The 19,133-nt window shown below is 29.0% G+C and carries 20 protein-coding genes and 1 other annotated feature; of the genes, 5 read left to right on the top strand and 15 right to left on the bottom strand.

Annotated features, from left to right (window positions below; all coding sequences use genetic code 11):
• Nucleotides 1-71: 71 nt before the first annotated feature.
• Nucleotides 72-1,637, bottom strand: a complete 1,566-nt coding sequence (locus ACLVEP_RS01095) for a DDE-type integrase/transposase/recombinase (RefSeq protein WP_412582242.1) — start codon at nucleotides 1,635-1,637, stop codon at nucleotides 72-74.
• A gap of 209 nt (nucleotides 1,638-1,846) precedes the next feature.
• Here ACLVEP_RS01095 and ACLVEP_RS01090 point away from each other — a divergent pair, with 209 nt between their 5' ends.
• Nucleotides 1,847-2,545 (top strand): hypothetical protein, encoded by a 699-nt coding sequence (locus ACLVEP_RS01090; protein WP_412582241.1) that lies wholly within the window; start codon nucleotides 1,847-1,849, stop codon nucleotides 2,543-2,545.
• Nucleotides 2,546-2,620: 75 nt separating this feature from the next.
• On the opposite strand, the gene ACLVEP_RS01085 is transcribed toward ACLVEP_RS01090, so the two are convergent.
• The 6 genes from ACLVEP_RS01085 to ACLVEP_RS01060 all read right to left on the bottom strand — a co-directional run bounded on the left by ACLVEP_RS01085 (nucleotide 2,621) and on the right by ACLVEP_RS01060 (nucleotide 10,182).
• Nucleotides 2,621-5,515 (bottom strand): MBL fold metallo-hydrolase, encoded by a 2,895-nt coding sequence (locus ACLVEP_RS01085; protein WP_412582240.1) that lies wholly within the window; start codon nucleotides 5,513-5,515, stop codon nucleotides 2,621-2,623.
• Between the two features lie 145 nt (nucleotides 5,516-5,660).
• Nucleotides 5,661-7,136 carry a prolyl oligopeptidase family serine peptidase gene (locus ACLVEP_RS01080; protein WP_107030597.1) on the bottom strand — a complete coding sequence of 492 codons (1,476 nt, stop codon included), beginning with the start codon at nucleotides 7,134-7,136 and terminating at the stop codon, nucleotides 5,661-5,663.
• A gap of 73 nt (nucleotides 7,137-7,209) precedes the next feature.
• On the bottom strand, nucleotides 7,210-8,034 hold the full coding sequence (locus ACLVEP_RS01075; RefSeq protein WP_412582239.1) for a helix-turn-helix transcriptional regulator: 825 nt from the start codon (nucleotides 8,032-8,034) through the stop codon (nucleotides 7,210-7,212).
• On the bottom strand, nucleotides 8,013-8,798 hold the full coding sequence (locus ACLVEP_RS01070; RefSeq protein WP_412582238.1) for an HAD family hydrolase: 786 nt from the start codon (nucleotides 8,796-8,798) through the stop codon (nucleotides 8,013-8,015). The genes ACLVEP_RS01075 and ACLVEP_RS01070 overlap by 22 nt, the downstream gene beginning before the upstream one ends.
• Nucleotides 8,799-8,800: 2 nt before the next feature.
• Entirely contained in the window at nucleotides 8,801-9,517 is a 717-nt protein-coding gene (locus tag ACLVEP_RS01065) for a TrmH family RNA methyltransferase (RefSeq protein ID WP_412582236.1), read from the bottom strand.
• Nucleotides 9,514-10,182: a M48 family metallopeptidase gene (locus ACLVEP_RS01060; protein ID WP_412582235.1), complete on the bottom strand. Its 669-nt coding sequence runs from the start codon at nucleotides 10,180-10,182 to the stop codon at nucleotides 9,514-9,516. Before ACLVEP_RS01060 ends, ACLVEP_RS01065 begins: the two co-directional genes overlap by 4 nt.
• A 46-nt stretch (nucleotides 10,183-10,228) precedes the next feature.
• Between ACLVEP_RS01060 and sspI the strand changes: the two genes are divergently transcribed.
• Nucleotides 10,229-10,423, top strand: coding sequence for a small acid-soluble spore protein SspI (sspI, locus tag ACLVEP_RS01055; protein WP_412582233.1), 195 nt, complete (start codon nucleotides 10,229-10,231; stop codon nucleotides 10,421-10,423).
• 7 nt (nucleotides 10,424-10,430) lie between these two features.
• On the opposite strand, the gene ACLVEP_RS01050 is transcribed toward sspI, so the two are convergent.
• Entirely contained in the window at nucleotides 10,431-10,886 is a 456-nt protein-coding gene (locus ACLVEP_RS01050; protein ID WP_317999793.1) for a hypothetical protein, read from the bottom strand.
• Nucleotides 10,879-11,721 (bottom strand): hypothetical protein, encoded by an 843-nt coding sequence (locus tag ACLVEP_RS01045; RefSeq protein ID WP_412582231.1) that lies wholly within the window; start codon nucleotides 11,719-11,721, stop codon nucleotides 10,879-10,881. Before ACLVEP_RS01045 ends, ACLVEP_RS01050 begins: the two co-directional genes overlap by 8 nt.
• An 88-nt stretch (nucleotides 11,722-11,809) precedes the next feature.
• Between ACLVEP_RS01045 and ACLVEP_RS01040 the strand changes: the two genes are divergently transcribed.
• Both ACLVEP_RS01040 and ACLVEP_RS01035 read left to right on the top strand, forming a co-directional pair.
• Nucleotides 11,810-12,475, top strand: a complete 666-nt coding sequence (locus ACLVEP_RS01040; protein ID WP_317999795.1) for an SEC-C metal-binding domain-containing protein — start codon at nucleotides 11,810-11,812, stop codon at nucleotides 12,473-12,475.
• Complete coding sequence (locus ACLVEP_RS01035; RefSeq protein ID WP_412582229.1) at nucleotides 12,475-13,110, top strand: DUF1287 domain-containing protein; 636 nt, start codon at nucleotides 12,475-12,477, stop codon at nucleotides 13,108-13,110. Before ACLVEP_RS01040 ends, ACLVEP_RS01035 begins: the two co-directional genes overlap by 1 nt.
• 21 nt (nucleotides 13,111-13,131) lie before the next feature.
• Here the strand turns inward: ACLVEP_RS01035 and aroF are convergent, their stop codons facing one another.
• From aroF to ACLVEP_RS01005, 6 genes are all read right to left on the bottom strand, one after another.
• Nucleotides 13,132-14,148, bottom strand: coding sequence for a 3-deoxy-7-phosphoheptulonate synthase (gene aroF, locus ACLVEP_RS01030; RefSeq protein ID WP_412582227.1), 1,017 nt, complete (start codon nucleotides 14,146-14,148; stop codon nucleotides 13,132-13,134).
• Between the two features lie 38 nt (nucleotides 14,149-14,186).
• Nucleotides 14,187-14,419: a binding site (T-box leader), on the bottom strand.
• A gap of 29 nt (nucleotides 14,420-14,448) precedes the next feature.
• Nucleotides 14,449-15,114 (bottom strand): HAD family hydrolase, encoded by a 666-nt coding sequence (locus tag ACLVEP_RS01025; protein ID WP_412582225.1) that lies wholly within the window; start codon nucleotides 15,112-15,114, stop codon nucleotides 14,449-14,451.
• A 179-nt stretch (nucleotides 15,115-15,293) separates the two neighbouring features.
• Nucleotides 15,294-15,860, bottom strand: a complete 567-nt coding sequence (locus ACLVEP_RS01020) for a histidine phosphatase family protein (protein ID WP_412582224.1) — start codon at nucleotides 15,858-15,860, stop codon at nucleotides 15,294-15,296.
• Nucleotides 15,861-15,871: 11 nt separating this feature from the next.
• Nucleotides 15,872-16,735, bottom strand: a complete 864-nt coding sequence (locus ACLVEP_RS01015; protein ID WP_412582222.1) for a hypothetical protein — start codon at nucleotides 16,733-16,735, stop codon at nucleotides 15,872-15,874.
• 72 nt (nucleotides 16,736-16,807) lie between these two features.
• Nucleotides 16,808-16,978, bottom strand: coding sequence for a 4Fe-4S binding protein (locus ACLVEP_RS01010; RefSeq protein ID WP_032091706.1), 171 nt, complete (start codon nucleotides 16,976-16,978; stop codon nucleotides 16,808-16,810).
• A 71-nt stretch (nucleotides 16,979-17,049) separates the two neighbouring features.
• Nucleotides 17,050-17,577, bottom strand: coding sequence for a histidine phosphatase family protein (locus ACLVEP_RS01005; RefSeq protein ID WP_412582220.1), 528 nt, complete (start codon nucleotides 17,575-17,577; stop codon nucleotides 17,050-17,052).
• 85 nt (nucleotides 17,578-17,662) lie between these two features.
• Between ACLVEP_RS01005 and ACLVEP_RS01000 the strand changes: the two genes are divergently transcribed.
• Nucleotides 17,663-19,069 (top strand): amidophosphoribosyltransferase, encoded by a 1,407-nt coding sequence (locus ACLVEP_RS01000; RefSeq protein ID WP_032091708.1) that lies wholly within the window; start codon nucleotides 17,663-17,665, stop codon nucleotides 19,067-19,069.
• The last annotated feature ends 64 nt before the right edge of the window (nucleotides 19,070-19,133 follow it).

Below are 19,133 nucleotides of genomic sequence, written 5' to 3'. Positions count from 1 at the left end.
AAAGTAATAAAAAAAGACTGAAAAAGGCGCAATGAGGGTATCGTCTCTAGGAACATATCTTAGAGAAATGATCAGTTGGCTGTATTTGTCGGATGATAATGATGTGATATTTCAATAAGTTTAAGCCATTGATCAGGCATAAGCATATCATTATCAAATAATCCTGTGACGGGTGTTTTAAATCCTAATGATGAATGTGGTCTTAGAAAGTTAAAAAAGCATACAAAAAGAATCATGTAGCTGTTGGCACCTTCGATTTTGTCATAACCATTAGTTCCATAATAATTCTGCTTATATGTACGATTGAGCCTTTCTTCAATCTGCTTGAAAGGTCTATATTTTTTAGATGTCTCATCTTTATTTTTAACACCGATGACTTGATGAAGATCAAACTTGATATCATTGATATCAAAAAAGACCTGAGTGGCATTATAGATGGGGTTGCCATCTGTAATAAGAGTAAGGTTTTCAGGAATATTACCATTGTAATGTTTCAAACAGTCATAGATGGATCTACAGGCACATTCAGTATCACGAGTTGGATAAATCGTATGGGATGTAATAATTTTGGAATGAGGATCTGACCAAAAGAAAACATACTGATTTTTACCCCTGACTTTGATGTAAGTTTCATCCCCTGCAAGAAGTGAACCAATCTTATAAGGATAATGATCAACCATATCTTTTACAAGAGATGATACACCATTGGCATAGTTGATGACGGTCTGGTGAGAAATACGCACACCATGAATTTGTTTCATGATGAGAGCAGTTTTTCTGGCACCAAGACCATAATTGACGTAATACGTCAAAATAAGACCAAGGACTTTATGATCAAAATGGATTCTGGAAATATTAAATCCTGTATTTAAAGACTGAGATACCTTTTTAAGAGATTTCATATCAAATTTGAATTCGCGATAGTGATATCTAAGACGATACTGATTACTGGAGGTAATAAGAGAATCCCTGTCATCACTGTCTAAAACTTCTTTATTATGTTTGTAATAGGAACAGTCCTGATTCATGCAGACGTAAACAAAATAGCCATTGCGATCATGATGTAAAACAAGCTTACGTTTGCAGTGAGGACAGTAGATACCAATCTCATCTTTGATAGTCGTTTTAACGGTAAAAGTATTCTTGCAAGCCTTGCATTGATATTGACCTTTGCCTTTATTATTGTCATAAATATATTCTTTAGGAGCACCACAATAAGGGCATACACCGTCAAATGCAAAAGATTCAGGATTTCTTCGCCTGATAGGACCAATATTCTTTTTGTTGATGATGTCTTCAAAAGAAAGCTGTTCAACCAGTTCATTTTTGAATAGAGGAGGTTCATCGACCTTGAAATCAGCATAGGGGATTTGGACATCTTTGTTTTTAGAAGATTTAAGATGAGAGATTTCTTTTTTTGTAACAGGATTGATATTGTCTTCAAAGAACCTGTTGAGCCAGTCAATATGTTTAGAGGCCTCATCAAGATGATAGATAAAATCAATATTGTTCAAATGATCAGAAATAGAGTCAGAAATCCTGTTTAAGATGTTCAGAGGCTGAAAATATTGAGAGAATTTAAAATTTTGTTTAGAAAAAGATTCAATAGAATCAATTAAATGTGTTATACTTTGCATGATGAAATATCCTTTCGTTAGATTATTGTTAGCGCAAAAAAGTATAACATAGGAATTTCATCTTTTTTAGTATAAAACGAAAAAAAGATGATTACTAAGATATACTCAGTAATCATTTTACTGTTTATATAGATAAATTGGAGGGTAGTGTATTTACGCTATTTAATATAGATTTTTGACACTACCTTTTAAAAAGAAAGGAGATATTTATGAAAAAGAAAAAATTATTTTTAGCATCCTTGTTGTCATTTTCATTGACAGCCTCAATGTTTTTTACAACAAATATTCATGCATTAGAAGAAGTACAAAATGAAAATCAAATTGAAGAAAGTAATGAGACTTTAACAGAAACACCATCATTAACATTGGTATCATCTACATGGGATGGAGAAAATGATATTGTTTTTAATGTTCAAGCAAAAGATACAAAAGTTGAACTATTAGAAATGTATATTTATAGTGAAGGATCTTCTATAGGATCTATTTATGTTGAACCTTACAAGGCACTTGATGATAATGGAAACGGGACTATCACTATTAGTAATAACGAATTAAAAAATATAAAAACACTTATTAGTCCTGATAATCAAACATTTAATTGGTCTCAGATCGAACAAATTGAAATGGTTTTTAGTTTTTCTAAAGGAGAAGAATTGAGTTCATTTAAAACAGTTTATGTACCTGTTCATATTTTAGAAGCACCAACTCCAATAAATCCTGATAAAACAGATAAAACTGAAACTGTTAAAAATGATACAAATAACAAAACAACTGTAAAACAAACATCTTCAACAGCTGTAAAAACAGGAGATAACACAAATATTACTCCTTATGTTTCACTCCTTATTGTCAGTGTTGTTGTTATTATTGGTATTGTTGTTTATAAGAAAAAATCATCTAAAAAATAATCTATAATATTTTTTGCATAAAAAGTGGGATGAACATTCATCCCACTTTTATTCCCCTTAACATTTTTAAATCATTTAATTATTTTTTTTACTCTTTTTTACTACAAGGATAAAAGCCAATGCAGACAAGCATGCAAAGACAACCAATGGCATTACTTGTGTTGAATCACCTGTTTTAACGTTTGTAGTTGTAGAAGTCACTGTATCGTTTTTAGCTGGTGTTTTTGTTGGTTCATTAGAATCTGATGGTTTTTGATCTGGGTTAGTTGGTGTTTCTGGTGTTTGTTTATCTAAACGAATTGTTTCACCAGTATTAACATCACGAGCATATTTACTCATGAATTCCCACATCAATTTAGCATCAGGAGTATAGTTCCAATGTCCCCATCCATAAATACGAGCCATGCTAATTTCTACACCTTTAGCATTTTCCATTGCTCCTACATCAATTTTAGCAATATTTTCAGCTGTAGGTTCAATTGTATAACGTTTTGTCCAAGGAACTCCATATAAATAAGCATCTGCTTCTAAAACATCTTCAAGTTGTGTTACTTCCATATCATTTAATTCTTGATAAAGTTGTGCAACTTGTAATCCTCCATTTGATTCAGTTGTATCAAATGCACCTTTACAATATTCATCACCATCACCTGTAAAGTAGATAATAGGCATGTCATATTTATCTTTATTTTCAGCAACTGCTTTTTTATTTAATTCACTTGCTCCAAATGGACCTGAGTGACCTGCTGCTGCAGCAAAATATTTTGAATCAGATAAACCAGCATTTGTTGTATTCATACTTCCTGCTGATAATCCTGAAATATAAACTCTTGATTGATCAATTTGTGGATATTTTTCTTCAATAAGTTTTAACATTGTAATAACATCTGAATCTGCAGTAGCATTTAAATCATCTGTCATTGGATCATATGTATATCCTTGATAAGTGTGTCCTTGCCATTCAGGACAAATAAGAATAACGCCTTCTTCACTAGCAATTTGTGCCCAACCAGATGTATCATATTGTGTTCTTGGATCATTTGTATTTCCATGGAATAAAACAACTGCAGGAACACTACCTTCTTTAGCATCTTTTGATTGTTCAGGAATATATTCATACCATAATGAATCAATACCATCATTATCTAAATCTTGTGTATTAACATAACGATCAATATTATCAATAGCATCTACAGAATCAAAATATTGATATTTTCTTGCTTGATCAGCTTCTTTATTACCTGAAATTAAAGGACGTGAATACCAAGTAGCTGTTTCCTTATAAACATCACTATAATTTCCAATTCTACCAAATTTCTTAAGTACTTTTTCCCAAGCATCTTTTGTTGCAGAAACTGCATCTAAACCAGTATCCTTATTAACTGCAACAACTTCATAATGGCTTTCTGGATTTACATAATAACCATCTTCAGTTTTAGTTGCACTATTTGCTTTTACATAAGTATTTACAATTTCATCATTATCAGTTACTAAATAAGTTGGTACTGAAACATTAACATCCATACCTTTTTCTGGATTAACTAATGCAAGACCAGAAACAAAGTTCATATAAGAAGCTAAATTTTGATTAATGAATGTAGCCCCATTACCAATTCCAATTAATTTAAAGTTACTAGATACACCTATTTTACCTACGATTGCTTCAAATCCTTGAACATCATCACTTGTAAATTCAACACCATTAGCTGGTCTTGCTACATAAACTTTACTTGCTGAACGATTAACAATTTCTTTAATACCTGATGCTTCAATATATCTTTCTGCTTCTTCATCAGACATATTACCATCAGGATAAACAACAAATGTAGGTGCAGCAGCTGCATTTACTGATTCAATACTTAATTGATCACTACCACTATAAACATAAGCTTCTTGCATTTGATTAACTGCTTTTTTATAAGCTTCAATATATTTAGGTAATGTATCGATTTTTGCTTTTGCACCATTACTTGAAAGTTCAACTGCATCTGGTGCCCAAGATGCTGCTGTATAACTATTTGAAATAGTTGTACCATCTAATAAACCACTAATAACTTGAGCCATATCATTGAAATATTGAATTGACATTTCATTTGGTCTTTGCGCATTATCTTCCCAGAATTGTTGCCAACGATGACCTGCTAAAATAGATAGAGATGGATTATTATTTAAAATCTTTCTAGCAAGTGAACATCCTTTATCTAATGCAGCAAGTGGATTACCACCATTTGTTTCAAAAAGTGCCCAAATAAATCCACTACCGAAAGTATCACCTGTAAATAATGCTTCATGTGTTTCATCAGTAATCATTAATGAACCTTCAGTATGTGCATTAACAACATTAAATTCATAAGGTGCACCATAAATATCAACTGTTTCACCACTATGTACTTTTGTTATTTTGCCATCAAATTGAGAAATAGCTTCAAATGCAACATCATAATCAGCATCACTTACATATACATTGTCTACTGTTACATTACTAAAAACTTCTTTTGATCTACCAAAACCAGTATGATCACCATGACTATGTGTAATGATAATTGATAAATGTTTATCACCTGTCATAGATTCAACAATTGTTTTAGCGTTTTGAATATCTTCTTCATTTTGGGAACCATTTCCTAAGTCAACTAATACAACACCATCTTCTGATAATACAAAATACATTGATGATGGATTATTCATTGCCCCATTTTCATCAGTTGCTCCACCAGGAAGTTTCTTTGTTCCTTCATCCCAATGATAAACATTATCTTTGATTTTTTCGACTTTGTACCTTCCTAATTCAGCATATCCATCTTTCATTAACGTTTTTAAAAATTCGCTATTATTTTCATCAAGCGTTAATAGTTCAGAAATATCTGAATTTGTTTTTTGTTCTCCAGTATTTTGAGCTTGTACAACACTTATCCCACTTAGTGCAAACATAATACTTAAAGAACTAATAAATACCTTTTTTGTAAACATCCATATTCCCTCCTTTTCTACCATTATATAAAATAAAGCGCTTACATACATGTCAAAAACATGCATAAAATCGGTCTTTTTCTATCCAAATGTATTTTTTTACAAAAAAAAAGTCAAAGATTTTTCAATCCTTGACTCTTAAATATTATTCATATTCTTTATGTGCAATAAGCAAATAAGCACAGCTTGCAACAGCTAATAATGACATATAAGTAAATATTGGACTATTGTCTCCTGTTTTTACAGCTGTTTTTTCTGTTGTTTTTTGAGAATCTTCAACCTTATCTGCTATTTCTACATTTTCATTTTTTACTTGTTTGCTTTGTTTTGATAACCATGAAAATAATTCTAATGATGTATCATCTTCAATGGCTTCTCCATTGAACACATAGATCCATGACCAATGTGTTGAATATTGATATGGTTTTCCATCTTCTCCATTATAAAGTCCTGATGTATCATGAACATCATCTGGTGAAAAGACATGAAGATTAGTAGCGTTAGCGGCTTTTAATTTTTCAATAAGTGGTCTTGAAAATTGATTTGGATCTAACGTATCATCATTTTCACAATACGTAATAAATAATGGAAAATCTTTAAGTTTTTGAGCATCTTTTTCACTTAAATCACTAGCATCAAAACCTGTGCAAATTGGAAAAGCTGCAGCAAAATAATCAGTATACGATAAAACCATTTGCATTGTCATATACCCACCATTAGAACATCCACCAATATAAATACGACTTGTATCAATATCATCATTACTATCAACATACGCTTTAATACATTCCATTAAACTCTTTACATATGTTGAAGGTGTATGTCTTGGTGTAAATTTTAATCCTGATTCAGTAAATTCAAAATCACCATAACCATCCATCCAAAGCGTTGGACATTGTGGAACAAAAACATAAGCATTACCAAGTTTTTCTTGAATTTCTGGACTAATTAAACCTGTCACTTTATTTCCCAATACTGCTATTTGAGGATTTGTACCACCTTCTCCTCCACCATTTAACCATACAACTAAAGCATTTTTATGATCATCTTTTGCTGGTGAATATGTAGCAAAACTATAATTTGTTCCATCTGTTGCTTGATATCTACCTGAATAATCAAATTGATCTCCCGCAGATAAAGAACGAGATGTATAATTTGTATCAATATTTAAAGTATCATATTCATTTTGACCATCAATTATTTCTTTATTTTCTTTTAATGAAATTGTTAAATAATAAGGATCTGCCCATTCATTAAAACTTTTATAAATGAAAGGACTCCCTTCTGTTGGACTTACTTTTAAATCAATTGTAAAATATTTTGAAGCACCTTCTACTTTTTGACCATTTTGATCAGAAATATAAGCATCTACAATTGTTCTTTGAAAATCTTCAGCATTTTCTTTAGTTTCTACAACCTTTAAAACATCTTTATCAATTGTCGTTATTTCTTGATCAACATTTACAATTACTCTTGGTGTTGCTACTCCCCAATCATATTCATCTACAATTAAAGAATAAGTTCCATTAAGTACATGATTACTATTTACTGCATAGACAGGCGCTATCGCAAGTGAAAATAGCATCACAAAACAAAGCAAAAATCTTTTTGTATTCTTCATTAGAATTTCCTCCCTAAAAAAAGTATATCATTTATTACTCTTTATAATAGGTCTTTATTTGAACAAATAAACTCTATTTTAATAACTTTCGATATTCATGAGGTGTCATTTTATAAATTCTTTTAAAAATTCTATTAAATGATTTAGGATTCGCAAAGCCATTATTATAAGCAATATCTGTCATCGATAGATTAGTATGTAATATATCATTAATTGCTTTTTCCAATCTAACACTATCAATATATTCTTTAATTGTTGTTCCAAAATTTTGTTTAAAATATCTTGATAAATAAGATTGTGAAACATAAAAATGATCAGCTAATACTTGTATACTTAAGTTCTCTTTATAATGTTGATCAATATAATTAACAATCTTCACTATTTTATTATTATTTATTTCATTTTCTTGAAGTACATATTTTTTTCTTACAAGTAATTTTTTTAAAAGTACATACATTAATATATCTGTTAGACCTTTAATCGCAATATGACCATACTCTTTATCATTATCATAAATATCGACTATTCTATAGATTGTTCGTACTATTTCCCGGGAAACTTCTCCATCTGGTTGTACAAATTCATAATGATCAATCAAAGGAAATATGCTTTTAATATAATCATAATTAATTTGAATGCCATATCCTTTATAAACCTCATACCCACTTACAAAAGAAATCCCATGAATATTTTTACTATTAATAATATAAACATCAACATTTTGACTTCTAATCATATGTCCATTATCCCATATTTCTACCTTACCTAATATAGGAACCAATATTTCTATACTATTATGCCAATGTTTTTCAACATTTTCTTCACTACTTTCATAATACAAATCTAATATTTTAATAGGTAAATGTTCATCCAATTTTATTTTTTCGTACACGTACATTCATGAAGCACCCCCTCGTGATACAATGCTTTGATTATTCCCTCTTGATCAAAATCATCAGTCACATAAGTTGCTTTTTCTTTTAATACATCTACTGCGTTTCCCATTGCAATACCATGTCCTACTTCTCTAAACATTGCTTGGTCATTATAACCATCACCAAAAGCATACGCATTATTTTTATCAATATGGAAATAATCTAACAAATAAGCAATGGCATGTCCTTTATCAAATTCAATTGTTGAACAATCACAAGAGCCACTTCCTCCATGATCATTAATAATTAAATCATTTTTAAAAAGTTCAACCATTGTTTCAAAATGTTCTTGATTTTGATAAAACATATCAAAAGTATAAAACTCACCTTCTAGAGTATCTACTAGATGCTCTATTCCATATTCCTTTTCTAAATTTACTTCTTGTTTTTTATCTAAATGATATTTTAAAGCTTTATTATCACTAACAAACATTGCACCAAGTTTCCCTTGATCAAGTTTACCAGTATAATAAGCTAACTGTTCTTGTGTAAAAGCCTTACTATAAAGTTTTTTTCCTTCATATAAAATATAACGTCCATTACAACTAATAATTCCACTTACTAAATCACCAAACAAACGACTTGCATAAAATGGAGCTCTTCCTGTACAAATAAATGTTTTATAACCTTTTTCTTTCAATAAATGAAGAGCCTTTAAATTAGACTTTGTAATGACACCATGTTTTCCAAGAGTGCCATCAATATCAAAAAATAAAATCTTATCCATTTTTATTCTCCTTGAAAATGATACATCATAATACTTCCTGCTACTGCCACATTTAAAGATTCAATGGTTGTAATTGGGATATAAGCAATTTGATCACAAATTTCAATAATTTCTTTTTCCATCCCATTACCTTCATTACCTAAAACATAAGCCATTTTTTCATGGCATTTAATTTGTTGAATTGGTTTTCCATTTTCTAAAGCACTTCCTACAACACAAACTCCTTTTTCTTTTAAAACAGGTATAATTTCATTTAAATCACCATAAAAACATGAAAGATGAAAATGTGCTCCCTGCATCGATCTTAATAATTTATCATTATAAAGATCTACACATTCATTTGATAAAATCACTTGATCAATCCCAAAAGCAAGTGCCGTACGAATAAGAGTCCCAATATTCCCCGGATCTTGAAGATAATCCAAAATCAAATATCTTTTTCCATCTATTAATTTCTTATTCTTTTGAATAAAACATCTTGCCATTATAGGTTGAGGTGTTTTAGTAAAAGCCAATTTTTCCATAATTTCCTTAGAAACAACTAAATTTTCTACCCCTAAATCAACTGGTTCTGTTGAAATAATTAAATCTGTTTGTTTTGCTTTGATAGCTTCTTCAACTAAATGTCTTGTTTCCACTAAATAATAATCTTTTCGATATTTCTTTTGTTTCAATTTTAATAATTCTTTAACAGTCTTATTTTGCATTGACGTAATCATATTCCCACATCCTTTAATAATCTTTCTCTTTCTTTATAATCTGGCATTCTTTTTTCTATTTCTTGATAAAACGCTTTAGAATGATTAGCTTCAATAAAATGACATAATTCATGCACAATGACATAATCTATCAAATTCTTATCCACATGTGCTAAAACAAGATTAAAACACACTTTATTTTTTTGATAAAAACAAGCACCCCATCTTCTTTTCATCTTTTTAATTTGTATTTCAGGAAAAGCATGATGAAAGCTAGTACTTAAATAAAAACTCATTTTTTCTTTTAAATACTTCATTAATTCTTGTTTTAAAAAAAGTTCTATAACTGCTTGTATATTTTTAGAATAAACATAGATTCGTTGTCCATGAATAGCACATTTTTTTATATTCATATCTTTTAAAACAATTTGATATTGCTGATTAAACAAATAAACATAGCCACCATCTTGATATTTATATTTTGGCACGTAACCTCTTATTTGTTCAAGTATTTCTTCTTGGTGATTTCTCATTAATTTTTCTATTTCACCTTGAGGAAACAAAGGAGAACAGCTAATTACTACTTCTCCTTTTTCTACTCTTAAATAACAATTCTTAATCTTTTTATAATGAATCTTATACGTAATTTCTTGTTCATTTAAAATGATTGTTTTGGTTTCTATCATGTATAATTTTCTCCTTTTTGGTCCACTCTTTTTAGGGAGTGATAAAATGGATATTCGACAAGCTATATTTTTTAGACTACATGATTGTTCAAGTAGTGAGCTTAAAGAAATTATTGAAAGTGGTATTGCCTCTAAAGAAGAAACTATTCTTCCAGGATTAGGGGTTTTATTTGAAACCTATTATAATTCTTTAAGTTCAAAAGATGAATTACTTGACAAGCTTAGTCATTTATTAAAGTAGACTCTTTTTAGAGTCTCTTTTTATATATTTGTTTAAGTGAACGTAAAACCATAAATCCAAACATTAAATAAGCATCATAATGAAATAATTTTGGTAAAGAGATTATTTGAATAACCACTAATAAAATAATCATCAAGACATACATCACCCATGAAATAGAATAATTATGTTCATGATACATAAACTTAAATGTTTGATGATGTGTTTGGTCATACCAATCACTGATGATTTTAAATAATTCAAATAATAAATAATTAAAAATCCATACTAAACAAAAATACATAAAAGTAAAAATATTATTAACAAATAAATAAGGAATTGTATCTGTTAGTGATATTTGATAATACTTTGATAAATCTATTCCAAAAGCACAAAGAGTAATGAAAAAAGTCATAATGCCATTTCTAGCAAGATATAAGACAATAAAATCTTTTTTTAATTTTAAATATCTTTCTTTATTCATTAAAACCACCATTTTCCTTTGAAAAATTCAATTTAAAAACATAACTTTTTTCACTTTGATCTTTTGATAAAATAATAACAACACTTATCTTCTTCTTTTTTAATGATCCTTGAGTAATATCATGATCATATGTTTGATAATTTTTTTGATTAACGATTTCTTTTGTTTTCCCTGTAATTTTTTTAAACACAATATAATTTTTATCATTTTTTTCATTTAATTTATTACTTTTTAAATAACGATACTCTAAAGAAATATGAGGATATTTCTTTAACAATGCTTGATCTGAAGAGGTTAAATAACCTAATCTCATAAAATCATCACTTACACAAGCATTTTCTACTTTAAATGTTTTTGATGAACATGAAAGTTTTTGTACTTGTTTTAATTTTAAAGCATGTTGATAAACTGTTTTTTGATTTTCATCTTTAATTAATAAACGGACTTGATCAATATCTTTTAATTGTTTTAAATCCTCTTTATTTTCTAAATCATAGCTACCACCATTTAAATACTTTAAAGGATAGCTTAGTTGATATTTTTTATTTTTTGATTTTATTTGTAAAATCACTTCAATATCTTGCCCATCTACAAGTGAATCAAGCTTACCTAAAACAAGTGTTCCATCTCCACAATGATAATTAGATTGATCTTTATACAATTCATAATCCTGTAATGTATTGCCTTGATGATCTAATGATAAAAAATAATCATAATAGACTTTTGTTCCATAAGTATGAAAAGAATAATTATCATACATCGTAATTAACGAAACAAACACGATTATCAAGCATAAACATGTAATAATTAAATTTGATTTATGTTTTTGATCCATATTTTCTCACCACAACTATTATACACAATAGTTTTGTTTTTACCAAATGTGACATTTTATGGTATGATTAGAAAAAGGAGTGACCCTCATGGAAAAAGAAATATTATTAAAGAAAATAGAAAGTACAAATCATTTAAAAGAACTTTATCAATTATGGAATGAATTTAAAGGGTATCTTGAAAACCAACCTAGTTTATTAGAACTTGGTCAACTCTTCGGTTTTAATTATCATCTTCAAGAAAAGTTCAATCAATTAAGTCAACTTTTTATTCAAGAAAAGAAATATCCTGAAAGTATAGAATTTCATCAAGACTTTATCAGTTTCTTTAAAGACGATAAATATCTTTGCCCTTTTTATAAAAACCTTGCTTTATCTTATTATCATCAAGAAAGTGATAAAGGAATTTCTTATTTTCAAGAATTACTTGAACGTTATCCTTATGATTATGAAATCATGGATGCTTATTTTACTTGTCTTTATAAACAAAATCATCCTCAAGAATTAAAAAATATGATTCAAAAACATCTACCTCTATCTATTGAATATAATGTTGAAACAGAAAATATTATTCATCATGTTGTAGAAATTCTTAAAGCAATAAATGAAGAAGATTTAGCTTTAAAATATGCACAAATTGAAAAACAACAAAATGATTTTGGTAAAAGAAAACCAACAAAAGTCATCAAAGTAGGTCGTAATGATCCTTGTCCATGTGGAAGTGGTAAAAAATATAAAAAATGTTGTGGTAAATAATGAAGAAAATCATTATAATACTTGTTCCTATCATTTTAATCACTTATCTTCTTTATCAAAATAATTTAATACCACATCTAAAATATACAAATAAAGATTTTAATATTGAAACTTATAAAAGTAAAAATGATCAAGATCATGATGGTATTGATGATCAAAGTGATATCTTACAAAACGTTAGAAAATATATTGAAACAAAACCTCAATATAAAAGTAAATATTATCAAGGTGGTTATCCAACAGATCATTATGGTGTATGCAGTGATGTTGTCGCATTTGGTTTATTGAATGCTGGTTATGATCTACAAATTCTTGTAGATCAAGATATTAGAGAAAATCCTCAAAGTTATCAAGTTGAACATCCTGATAAAAATATTGATTTTCGACGTGTAAGAAATTTAAATGTTTATTTTAAAAGACATGCCTTATCTTTAACTCTCGATATTTATGATTTAGATAAGTGGCAAGGTGGCGATATTATTGTTTTTAAAAAACATATTGGTATTATTTCTAATTATCGAAATAAAAAGGGAATCACTTTTGTGATTCACCATGCTTATCCCCATCAACGCTTTTATGAAGAAGATATTTTAGAAAAAAGAAATGATATTATCGGTCATTACCGTATATCTTAGTACCACCAATGGTGGTACTTTTTATATTTCTTTACCTACTGCATCTGCAATTGGTTTTATTTCTTTCATTAATTGTTCGAATTTGGCTGGTTTTAATGATTGTGGTCCATCACATAACGCTTTTTCTGGATTGTTATGCACTTCTATCATTAATCCATCACATCCTGCTGCTAATGCTGCTTTTGCCATTGGATTCACTAACCACCATTTTCCTCCGGCATGACTTGGATCGATAATGATTGGTAAGTGTGTCAATTCTTTGATCACTGGGATTGCTTGTAAATCTAATGTATTTCTTGTATATGATTCAAATGTTCTTACTCCTCTTTCACATAAGATGACATTTGGATTTCCACTTGCCATGATATATTCTGCTGACATGATCCATTCTTGATATGTTGCACTCAATCCTCTTTTTAACAAAATAGGTTTCTTTGTTGCTTTCCCTACTTTCTTTAATAAATCAAAGTTTTGCATGTTTCTTGCTCCTATTTGAATCAAGTCTACTTTTTCAATGAATTCATCTAAGTATTCTGCATCCATCAATTCTGAAACGATTGGTAGTCCTGTTGCTTCTTTAGCTGCTACTAGAATATCTAATCCTGCTGATCCCATTCCTTGGAAGGCATATGGTGATGTTCTTGGTTTGAATGCTCCACCTCTTAAAAGATTTGCTCCTGCTGCTTTGGCTGCTTTAGCGATTTCAATGACTTGTTCCTTGCTTTCTACTGAACATGGTCCTGCAATCACTGCTAGATGTCCACCACCAATTTTAACGCCACCAACATCAATGACTGAATCTTCTGGATGGAAAGCTCTATTAGCTAATTTATATGGTTCTGATACATGCATGACCTTTTCTACGGCTGGATCGACTTCGATCGATTCTGGATCTACTTTTGTTGTATCTCCAATAAGTCCCATTATTGTTTGAGTTTCTCCTTTTGAGACATGAACTTGTAAACCTTTTTCTACTACTGTTTTTTCAATTCTTGTTACATCTTCATTTTTAGCTTCTTGTTTTAATACAATAATCATTTTATTTTTCCTCCTTTATAAACAAAAAAACTCATCCTGTAAAGGACGAGTTATATTCCCGTGGTACCACCTTATTTTACCTAAAGATCACTCTTTAAGCCTCATCAAGTACTATCATACTTGTACCATATAACGGTGATAACCGGAGACGCCTACTGATTTCAACGTTCTACTCATAGCTGTATTCACAAATAACGCCAAATCTTTTTCCACCAACCAAAGACTCTCTATATTTTAATTATTTGTTACTATGTCTACTCACTGTATTTAATTTCATTCTACATATCATTGTATACAATGTCAATCATTATTAAGCTTCTTTATAACACTTAATAATTCTTCATCACTATAAACTACATAATCTATAAAAGAAACATCTTTCTTTAAATGTTGATGATTATACCAAATTGTCTTAATTCCTGCTTGAGATGCTCCTATCATATCTATTTCATAACCATCACCTACATAATAAGTTTCTTCATCTTTAATTAAATCAAAAATTTCTTTTTGTGGTTTTTGATAACCTACTTTATCAGAAACAATAACAGGAAAATCTATGATTTCAAATAAAGATTTGATTTTACTTATTTGTGCTTGTTCCTTCCCATTTGTAAGAATGCCATAAGTTATATTTTTTTCTTTTAAGTAAGTAAATACTTCTTTCATTGTAGAAGATAATGAAATATGTGCTTGTTGGTATTCATAAACTTTTTGAAACTTTAAAGCTTGTTGATTAGAAATATCTATATTAAAATCTTTAAAAGCTTCCTTTAATCTATAAATTGCTAGTTCATCTTTAGTAATTTGTTTGTTCAAATATTGGGGATAAATTTCATTGTTATAAATTCTACTTTTTTTCCATAATTGATAGATATCTATCTCCTTTAAAAATACTTCTTGATAAGCTTTATAAAAAGGATCATACAAACGATAAAGTGTATCATCTAAATCAAAATAAATCTTCATATTTCCTCCTAAAATAAAAAACAGGTTTCCCTGTTCTTTATTGGTTGGTCGATGTTCTTTTATATTATGACAAGTGAAAAGTAAGTTTATATTAAGTAGCCAACCTCTACTATTTTCCTCATCTATATTCTAACTCATTTAATTAAAAAAATCTAGTTTTAATCAATATTTTTTAATAATTAAGGTCTAATGATTTCTACAAATTTAAAATCATGATTTTCATAAGTAAAATGTAAAATACAACAGTTTGTTAATCCTCCACTTAATACTTCTTGAGGATCTGTCACAGTTGATAAAAATGATACACAAGCTCCTGCATGGGAAACTGCTAAAACTGTCTGATGATCTTCTTTTTCCATCACTTCAGTAAGTGTTTCTCTTAATCTTTTTTGGACATCTTCAGTATATTCCCCACCATAGTGTGGAAATAAATCATTATAATGAAAGTTGTCAAAATGTGGATTTAAATCTTCACTTTCTCCTTCAAACATCCCAAAGTTTCTTTCTTTTAAACCTTTAAGTCTTTTATAATATTGATCTCCAATAATAAGTTCAATTGTGTCACAACATCTTTCAGAAGTACTACTATAATAATGATCAAAAGAAATATCCTTTAAGTATTCTTTAGCTTTTAAAGCTTGTTGTTTACCTAATTCAGTAAGTGGTGAATCACACCACCCTTGAATTTTTCTTCTTACATTAAATAAAGTTTGACCATGTCTCATTAAATATAAATCTTTTTTCATATTCATACCTCTTATCCAAAAATCTCTTTAATCACTTCTAATAAATCCTTTTGTTCTTCATTCATAGGCATACAAGTATTAATTTCTTGATAATATTTTTTTAATAAATCATTATTTCCTATTTGTTGTAAAGAAGTCATCACTTTATAATAAAGCATAAATCTAAATTGAGGATATTCTTTACAAATATCTTTTATTTCATCATCTAAATCTTCTTGTGTATATTTAACTAATGTACTTAAAACATCCATACGAATTTCTACATATCTTAAAGAAAGAGCATATTCTTTTTGAAGTTGTTTTAAAAGTGAATAAATTTTTGTTAGAAAAGAAACCTGATGTTCAACATAATCAAATTCTTGGAAAACACGCGTAAAAAATTGTTCTAAATCAATTCCATAAGGACTAAAAGTATTTTGTAAGTCTTGATTTTTTTCGTGTTTCATTTTAATAAGACGTTTCATGATATTTTCTGTTTTTTCAAGCAAATCTTGATAATCATGATCTTTTTGAATAAGTTCTAATAGATCACTAGCAATATAGTTTTTATCAGGAATTTGATGAATATCTACAAAATGTTCAATAACCTTTACAATATAAAAAACAAGTGCATCATCATCAAACATTTCTTCTTTTTCACCAAGTCGATCTAATTGTTGGTCATATTTTTCATCAAAGAAAGCAATTGTTTCATCTATATCTTCACATTGTTTATAATAATCCATAACAGCAGTATATTGAATATCGATATCATTATGATTTAATTCTTTTTCAATCATATGATAAGTTAAATTTTGAAAAAGTTTTTGTTTTTCATTTAAATAAGTTTGATTATCTTTATATTCTTTTTTTAAAGTATGTATTGTTGTCTTCATAAAAAACCTCCAACGCTATTTTATCATATAAAGCAAAAATAAAAAGAAGATATTTCTATCTTCTTCATCTTATTATTCAGCTGAAATAGCTTCTACTGGACAAGTTCCAACACATGCTTGACATCCAATGCATGTATCTTTGTCACATTCCATTTTTCCTTCGTCATCAAATGCTAAAGCTTCTACAGGACAAACACCAGCACATGCTCCGCATCCGATACAAGTATCTTTATCTACGTTCATATTTAACTCTCCTTTTCCTTTTTTCCTATAATTAGTATAACACTTTCCACTTTTCAGTCAATACAAAGTCACTATTTTTCATAGCACTGAATACAACAATTTTCGGGTAGCCATGTCATTAATTCTTCATTTGTCATTCCATAAAAATAACTATGAATGACACGAACAATACCCCCATGACAAACAACTAAAATATTTTTATCAGGATATTTATTTTCAAGTTCTTCTAAAAAACTATACACACGGTGAACGACTTGAAATAAAGATTCTCCACCTGGATAATGTAATCCATAATTTTGTTTATAATATTGAAATTCTTCATTATTAATAATTCCTTCAAATTTACCAAAATTGATTTCTTGTATTCTAGAATCCACTTGAATTTCTAATTGACGTTCTTTATTAATGATTTGCGCAGTTTCAAAAGCCCTTTGAAGTGGTGAAGAAAAAATATAATCTATTTTAAAAAATTGTAAGTCTTCCTGTGCTTTTTTAGCTTGTTGTTTTCCTAAAGGAGTGAGTTCAACATCTGAAATACCACAAACTTTATTATCAATGTTATAGCCTGTTTGACCATGTCTTACTACATATAATCTCATTATTTTACATCCTTTATCTTCATTTTATTTTATGTTATCATATTTTTGGCATTTAGAGAAAAAAAGAAAAAGGAGAAAATTACATATGGGCGGTATGTTTGGCGTTGTCAGTCGTAAAGACTGTGTCACTGATTTGTTTTTTGGTATTGATTATCATTCTCATTTAGGAACAAAAAAAGGTGGGATTGCTGTTTATGGAGAAAACGGTTTTAATCGTGCAATTCATAATATTTCAAATTCACCATTTAGAACTAAATTTGAAAATGATATTAAAGAAATGTCTGGAAAAATGGGAATTGGTTGTATTTCAGACAATGAACCTCAACCTCTTTTGATCAATTGTCGTTTAGGAAGTTATGCAATTGTTTCTGTAGGTAGAGTCGCAAACATGGAAGAATTGATTCAAGATGCTTTTGATAATGGGCATACTCATTTTTTAGAGATGTCTGGGGGAGAAGTCAATCAAACTGAATTGATTGCTGCAATGATTAATCAAAAGGATACTTATGTCGATGGAATCATCAATGTTTTAAGGAAAGTAAAAGGTTCTATTTCTTTTATGTTGATGACAAAAGATGGTTTATATTTAGTACGTGATAAATTAGGAAGAACTCCATTAAATATTGGTAAGGGTGAAAATGGATTCTGTGCTTCGTTTGAAAGTCATGCTTATATCAATTTAGGCTATTCTTTATATAAAGAATTAGGACCTGGTGAAGTTTGCTTTATGACAAGTGAAGAAGTGAAAACACTTGTAGAAGCCAATGATAAAATGAAAATTTGTTCATTTTTATGGGTATACTATGGTTATCCAACAAGTTGTTATGAAGGACGTAATGTTGAAGAAATGCGTTATGAATGTGGTCGTTTAATGGCTCAAAGAGATGATATTAAAGATATTGATCTTGTAGCAGGTGTTCCTGATAGTGGAATTGCTCATGCGATTGGTTATTCAAATGAATCACATATTCAATATGGAAGACCTTTTATTAAATATACACCTACGTGGCCACGTTCATTTATGCCACAAATTCAAGCGGATCGTAATTTAATTGCAAAAATGAAATTAATTCCAATTGCCAGCTTGATTAAAGGAAAATCATTATTATTAATAGATGATTCAATTGTTCGTGGAACACAACTAAGAGATACAACTGAATATTTATATAACTCTGGAGCAAGAGCAGTCCATATTAGACCTGCTTGTCCTCCAATTATGTATGGATGTCCTTACTTAAACTTTTCAAGAAGTACAAGTGATATGGATTTAATTACACGTCGTGTTATTAGAAAGCGTGAAGGAGAAAACGATATCAATATGTTAGAAACATATAGTGATCCTGATACTCCTGAATATAATGCAATGGTAGAAGAAATCCGTAAAGAACTTAATTTTACTTCTTTACGTTTTAATCGTTTGGATGATATGCTTCAAGCTATTGGACTTGATAGTGATAAGATCTGTACATATTGTTTTAATGGTAAAAAATAATACGGGAAGAAATTTCCGTATTTTTTTAAAATATATTTAATAGCCTTATAAGGAGTGCTATAAT

Origin of the sequence: Faecalibacillus sp. (assembly GCF_047023275.1) — a bacterium.
Classification (GTDB): Bacteria; Bacillota_I; Bacilli_A; order Erysipelotrichales; family Coprobacillaceae; genus Faecalibacillus.
The sequence above is the reverse complement of the archived record's forward strand: the minus strand, read 5'-3'. Positions and strand labels throughout refer to the sequence as shown.

Bases quoted from the DNA above. Each gene is read 5' to 3' on its own strand.
- ACLVEP_RS01085 (WP_412582240.1), bottom strand. From the start codon at position 5,515: ATGTTTACAAAAAAGGTATTTATTAGTTCTTTAAGTATTATGTTTGCA.
- ACLVEP_RS01005 (WP_412582220.1), bottom strand. From the start codon at position 17,577: ATGAGATTATATGTAGTAAGACATGGTCAAACAGGCTATAACATTGAT.
- ACLVEP_RS01070 (WP_412582238.1), bottom strand. From the start codon at position 8,798: ATGGATAAGATTTTATTTTTTGATATTGATGGCACTCTTGGAAAACAT.
- ACLVEP_RS01045 (WP_412582231.1), bottom strand. From the start codon at position 11,721: ATGGATCAAAAACATAAATCAAATTTAATTATTACATGTTTATGCTTG.
- ACLVEP_RS01015 (WP_412582222.1), bottom strand. From the start codon at position 16,735: ATGAAGACAACAATACATACTTTAAAAAAAGAATATAAAGATAATCAA.
- ACLVEP_RS01050 (WP_317999793.1), bottom strand. From the start codon at position 10,886: ATGAATAAAGAAAGATATTTAAAATTAAAAAAAGATTTTATTGTCTTA.
- ACLVEP_RS01090 (WP_412582241.1), top strand. From the start codon at position 1,847: ATGAAAAAGAAAAAATTATTTTTAGCATCCTTGTTGTCATTTTCATTG.
- ACLVEP_RS01080 (WP_107030597.1), bottom strand. From the start codon at position 7,136: ATGAAGAATACAAAAAGATTTTTGCTTTGTTTTGTGATGCTATTTTCA.
- ACLVEP_RS01000 (WP_032091708.1), top strand. From the start codon at position 17,663: ATGGGCGGTATGTTTGGCGTTGTCAGTCGTAAAGACTGTGTCACTGAT.
- ACLVEP_RS01010 (WP_032091706.1), bottom strand. From the start codon at position 16,978: ATGAACGTAGATAAAGATACTTGTATCGGATGCGGAGCATGTGCTGGT.
- ACLVEP_RS01035 (WP_412582229.1), top strand. From the start codon at position 12,475: ATGAAGAAAATCATTATAATACTTGTTCCTATCATTTTAATCACTTAT.
- ACLVEP_RS01060 (WP_412582235.1), bottom strand. From the start codon at position 10,182: ATGATAGAAACCAAAACAATCATTTTAAATGAACAAGAAATTACGTAT.
- ACLVEP_RS01095 (WP_412582242.1), bottom strand. From the start codon at position 1,637: ATGCAAAGTATAACACATTTAATTGATTCTATTGAATCTTTTTCTAAA.
- ACLVEP_RS01075 (WP_412582239.1), bottom strand. From the start codon at position 8,034: ATGTACGTGTACGAAAAAATAAAATTGGATGAACATTTACCTATTAAA.
- ACLVEP_RS01025 (WP_412582225.1), bottom strand. From the start codon at position 15,114: ATGAAGATTTATTTTGATTTAGATGATACACTTTATCGTTTGTATGAT.
- aroF (WP_412582227.1), bottom strand. From the start codon at position 14,148: ATGATTATTGTATTAAAACAAGAAGCTAAAAATGAAGATGTAACAAGA.
- ACLVEP_RS01020 (WP_412582224.1), bottom strand. From the start codon at position 15,860: ATGAAAAAAGATTTATATTTAATGAGACATGGTCAAACTTTATTTAAT.
- ACLVEP_RS01040 (WP_317999795.1), top strand. From the start codon at position 11,810: ATGGAAAAAGAAATATTATTAAAGAAAATAGAAAGTACAAATCATTTA.
- ACLVEP_RS01065 (WP_412582236.1), bottom strand. From the start codon at position 9,517: ATGATTACGTCAATGCAAAATAAGACTGTTAAAGAATTATTAAAATTG.
- sspI (WP_412582233.1), top strand. From the start codon at position 10,229: ATGGATATTCGACAAGCTATATTTTTTAGACTACATGATTGTTCAAGT.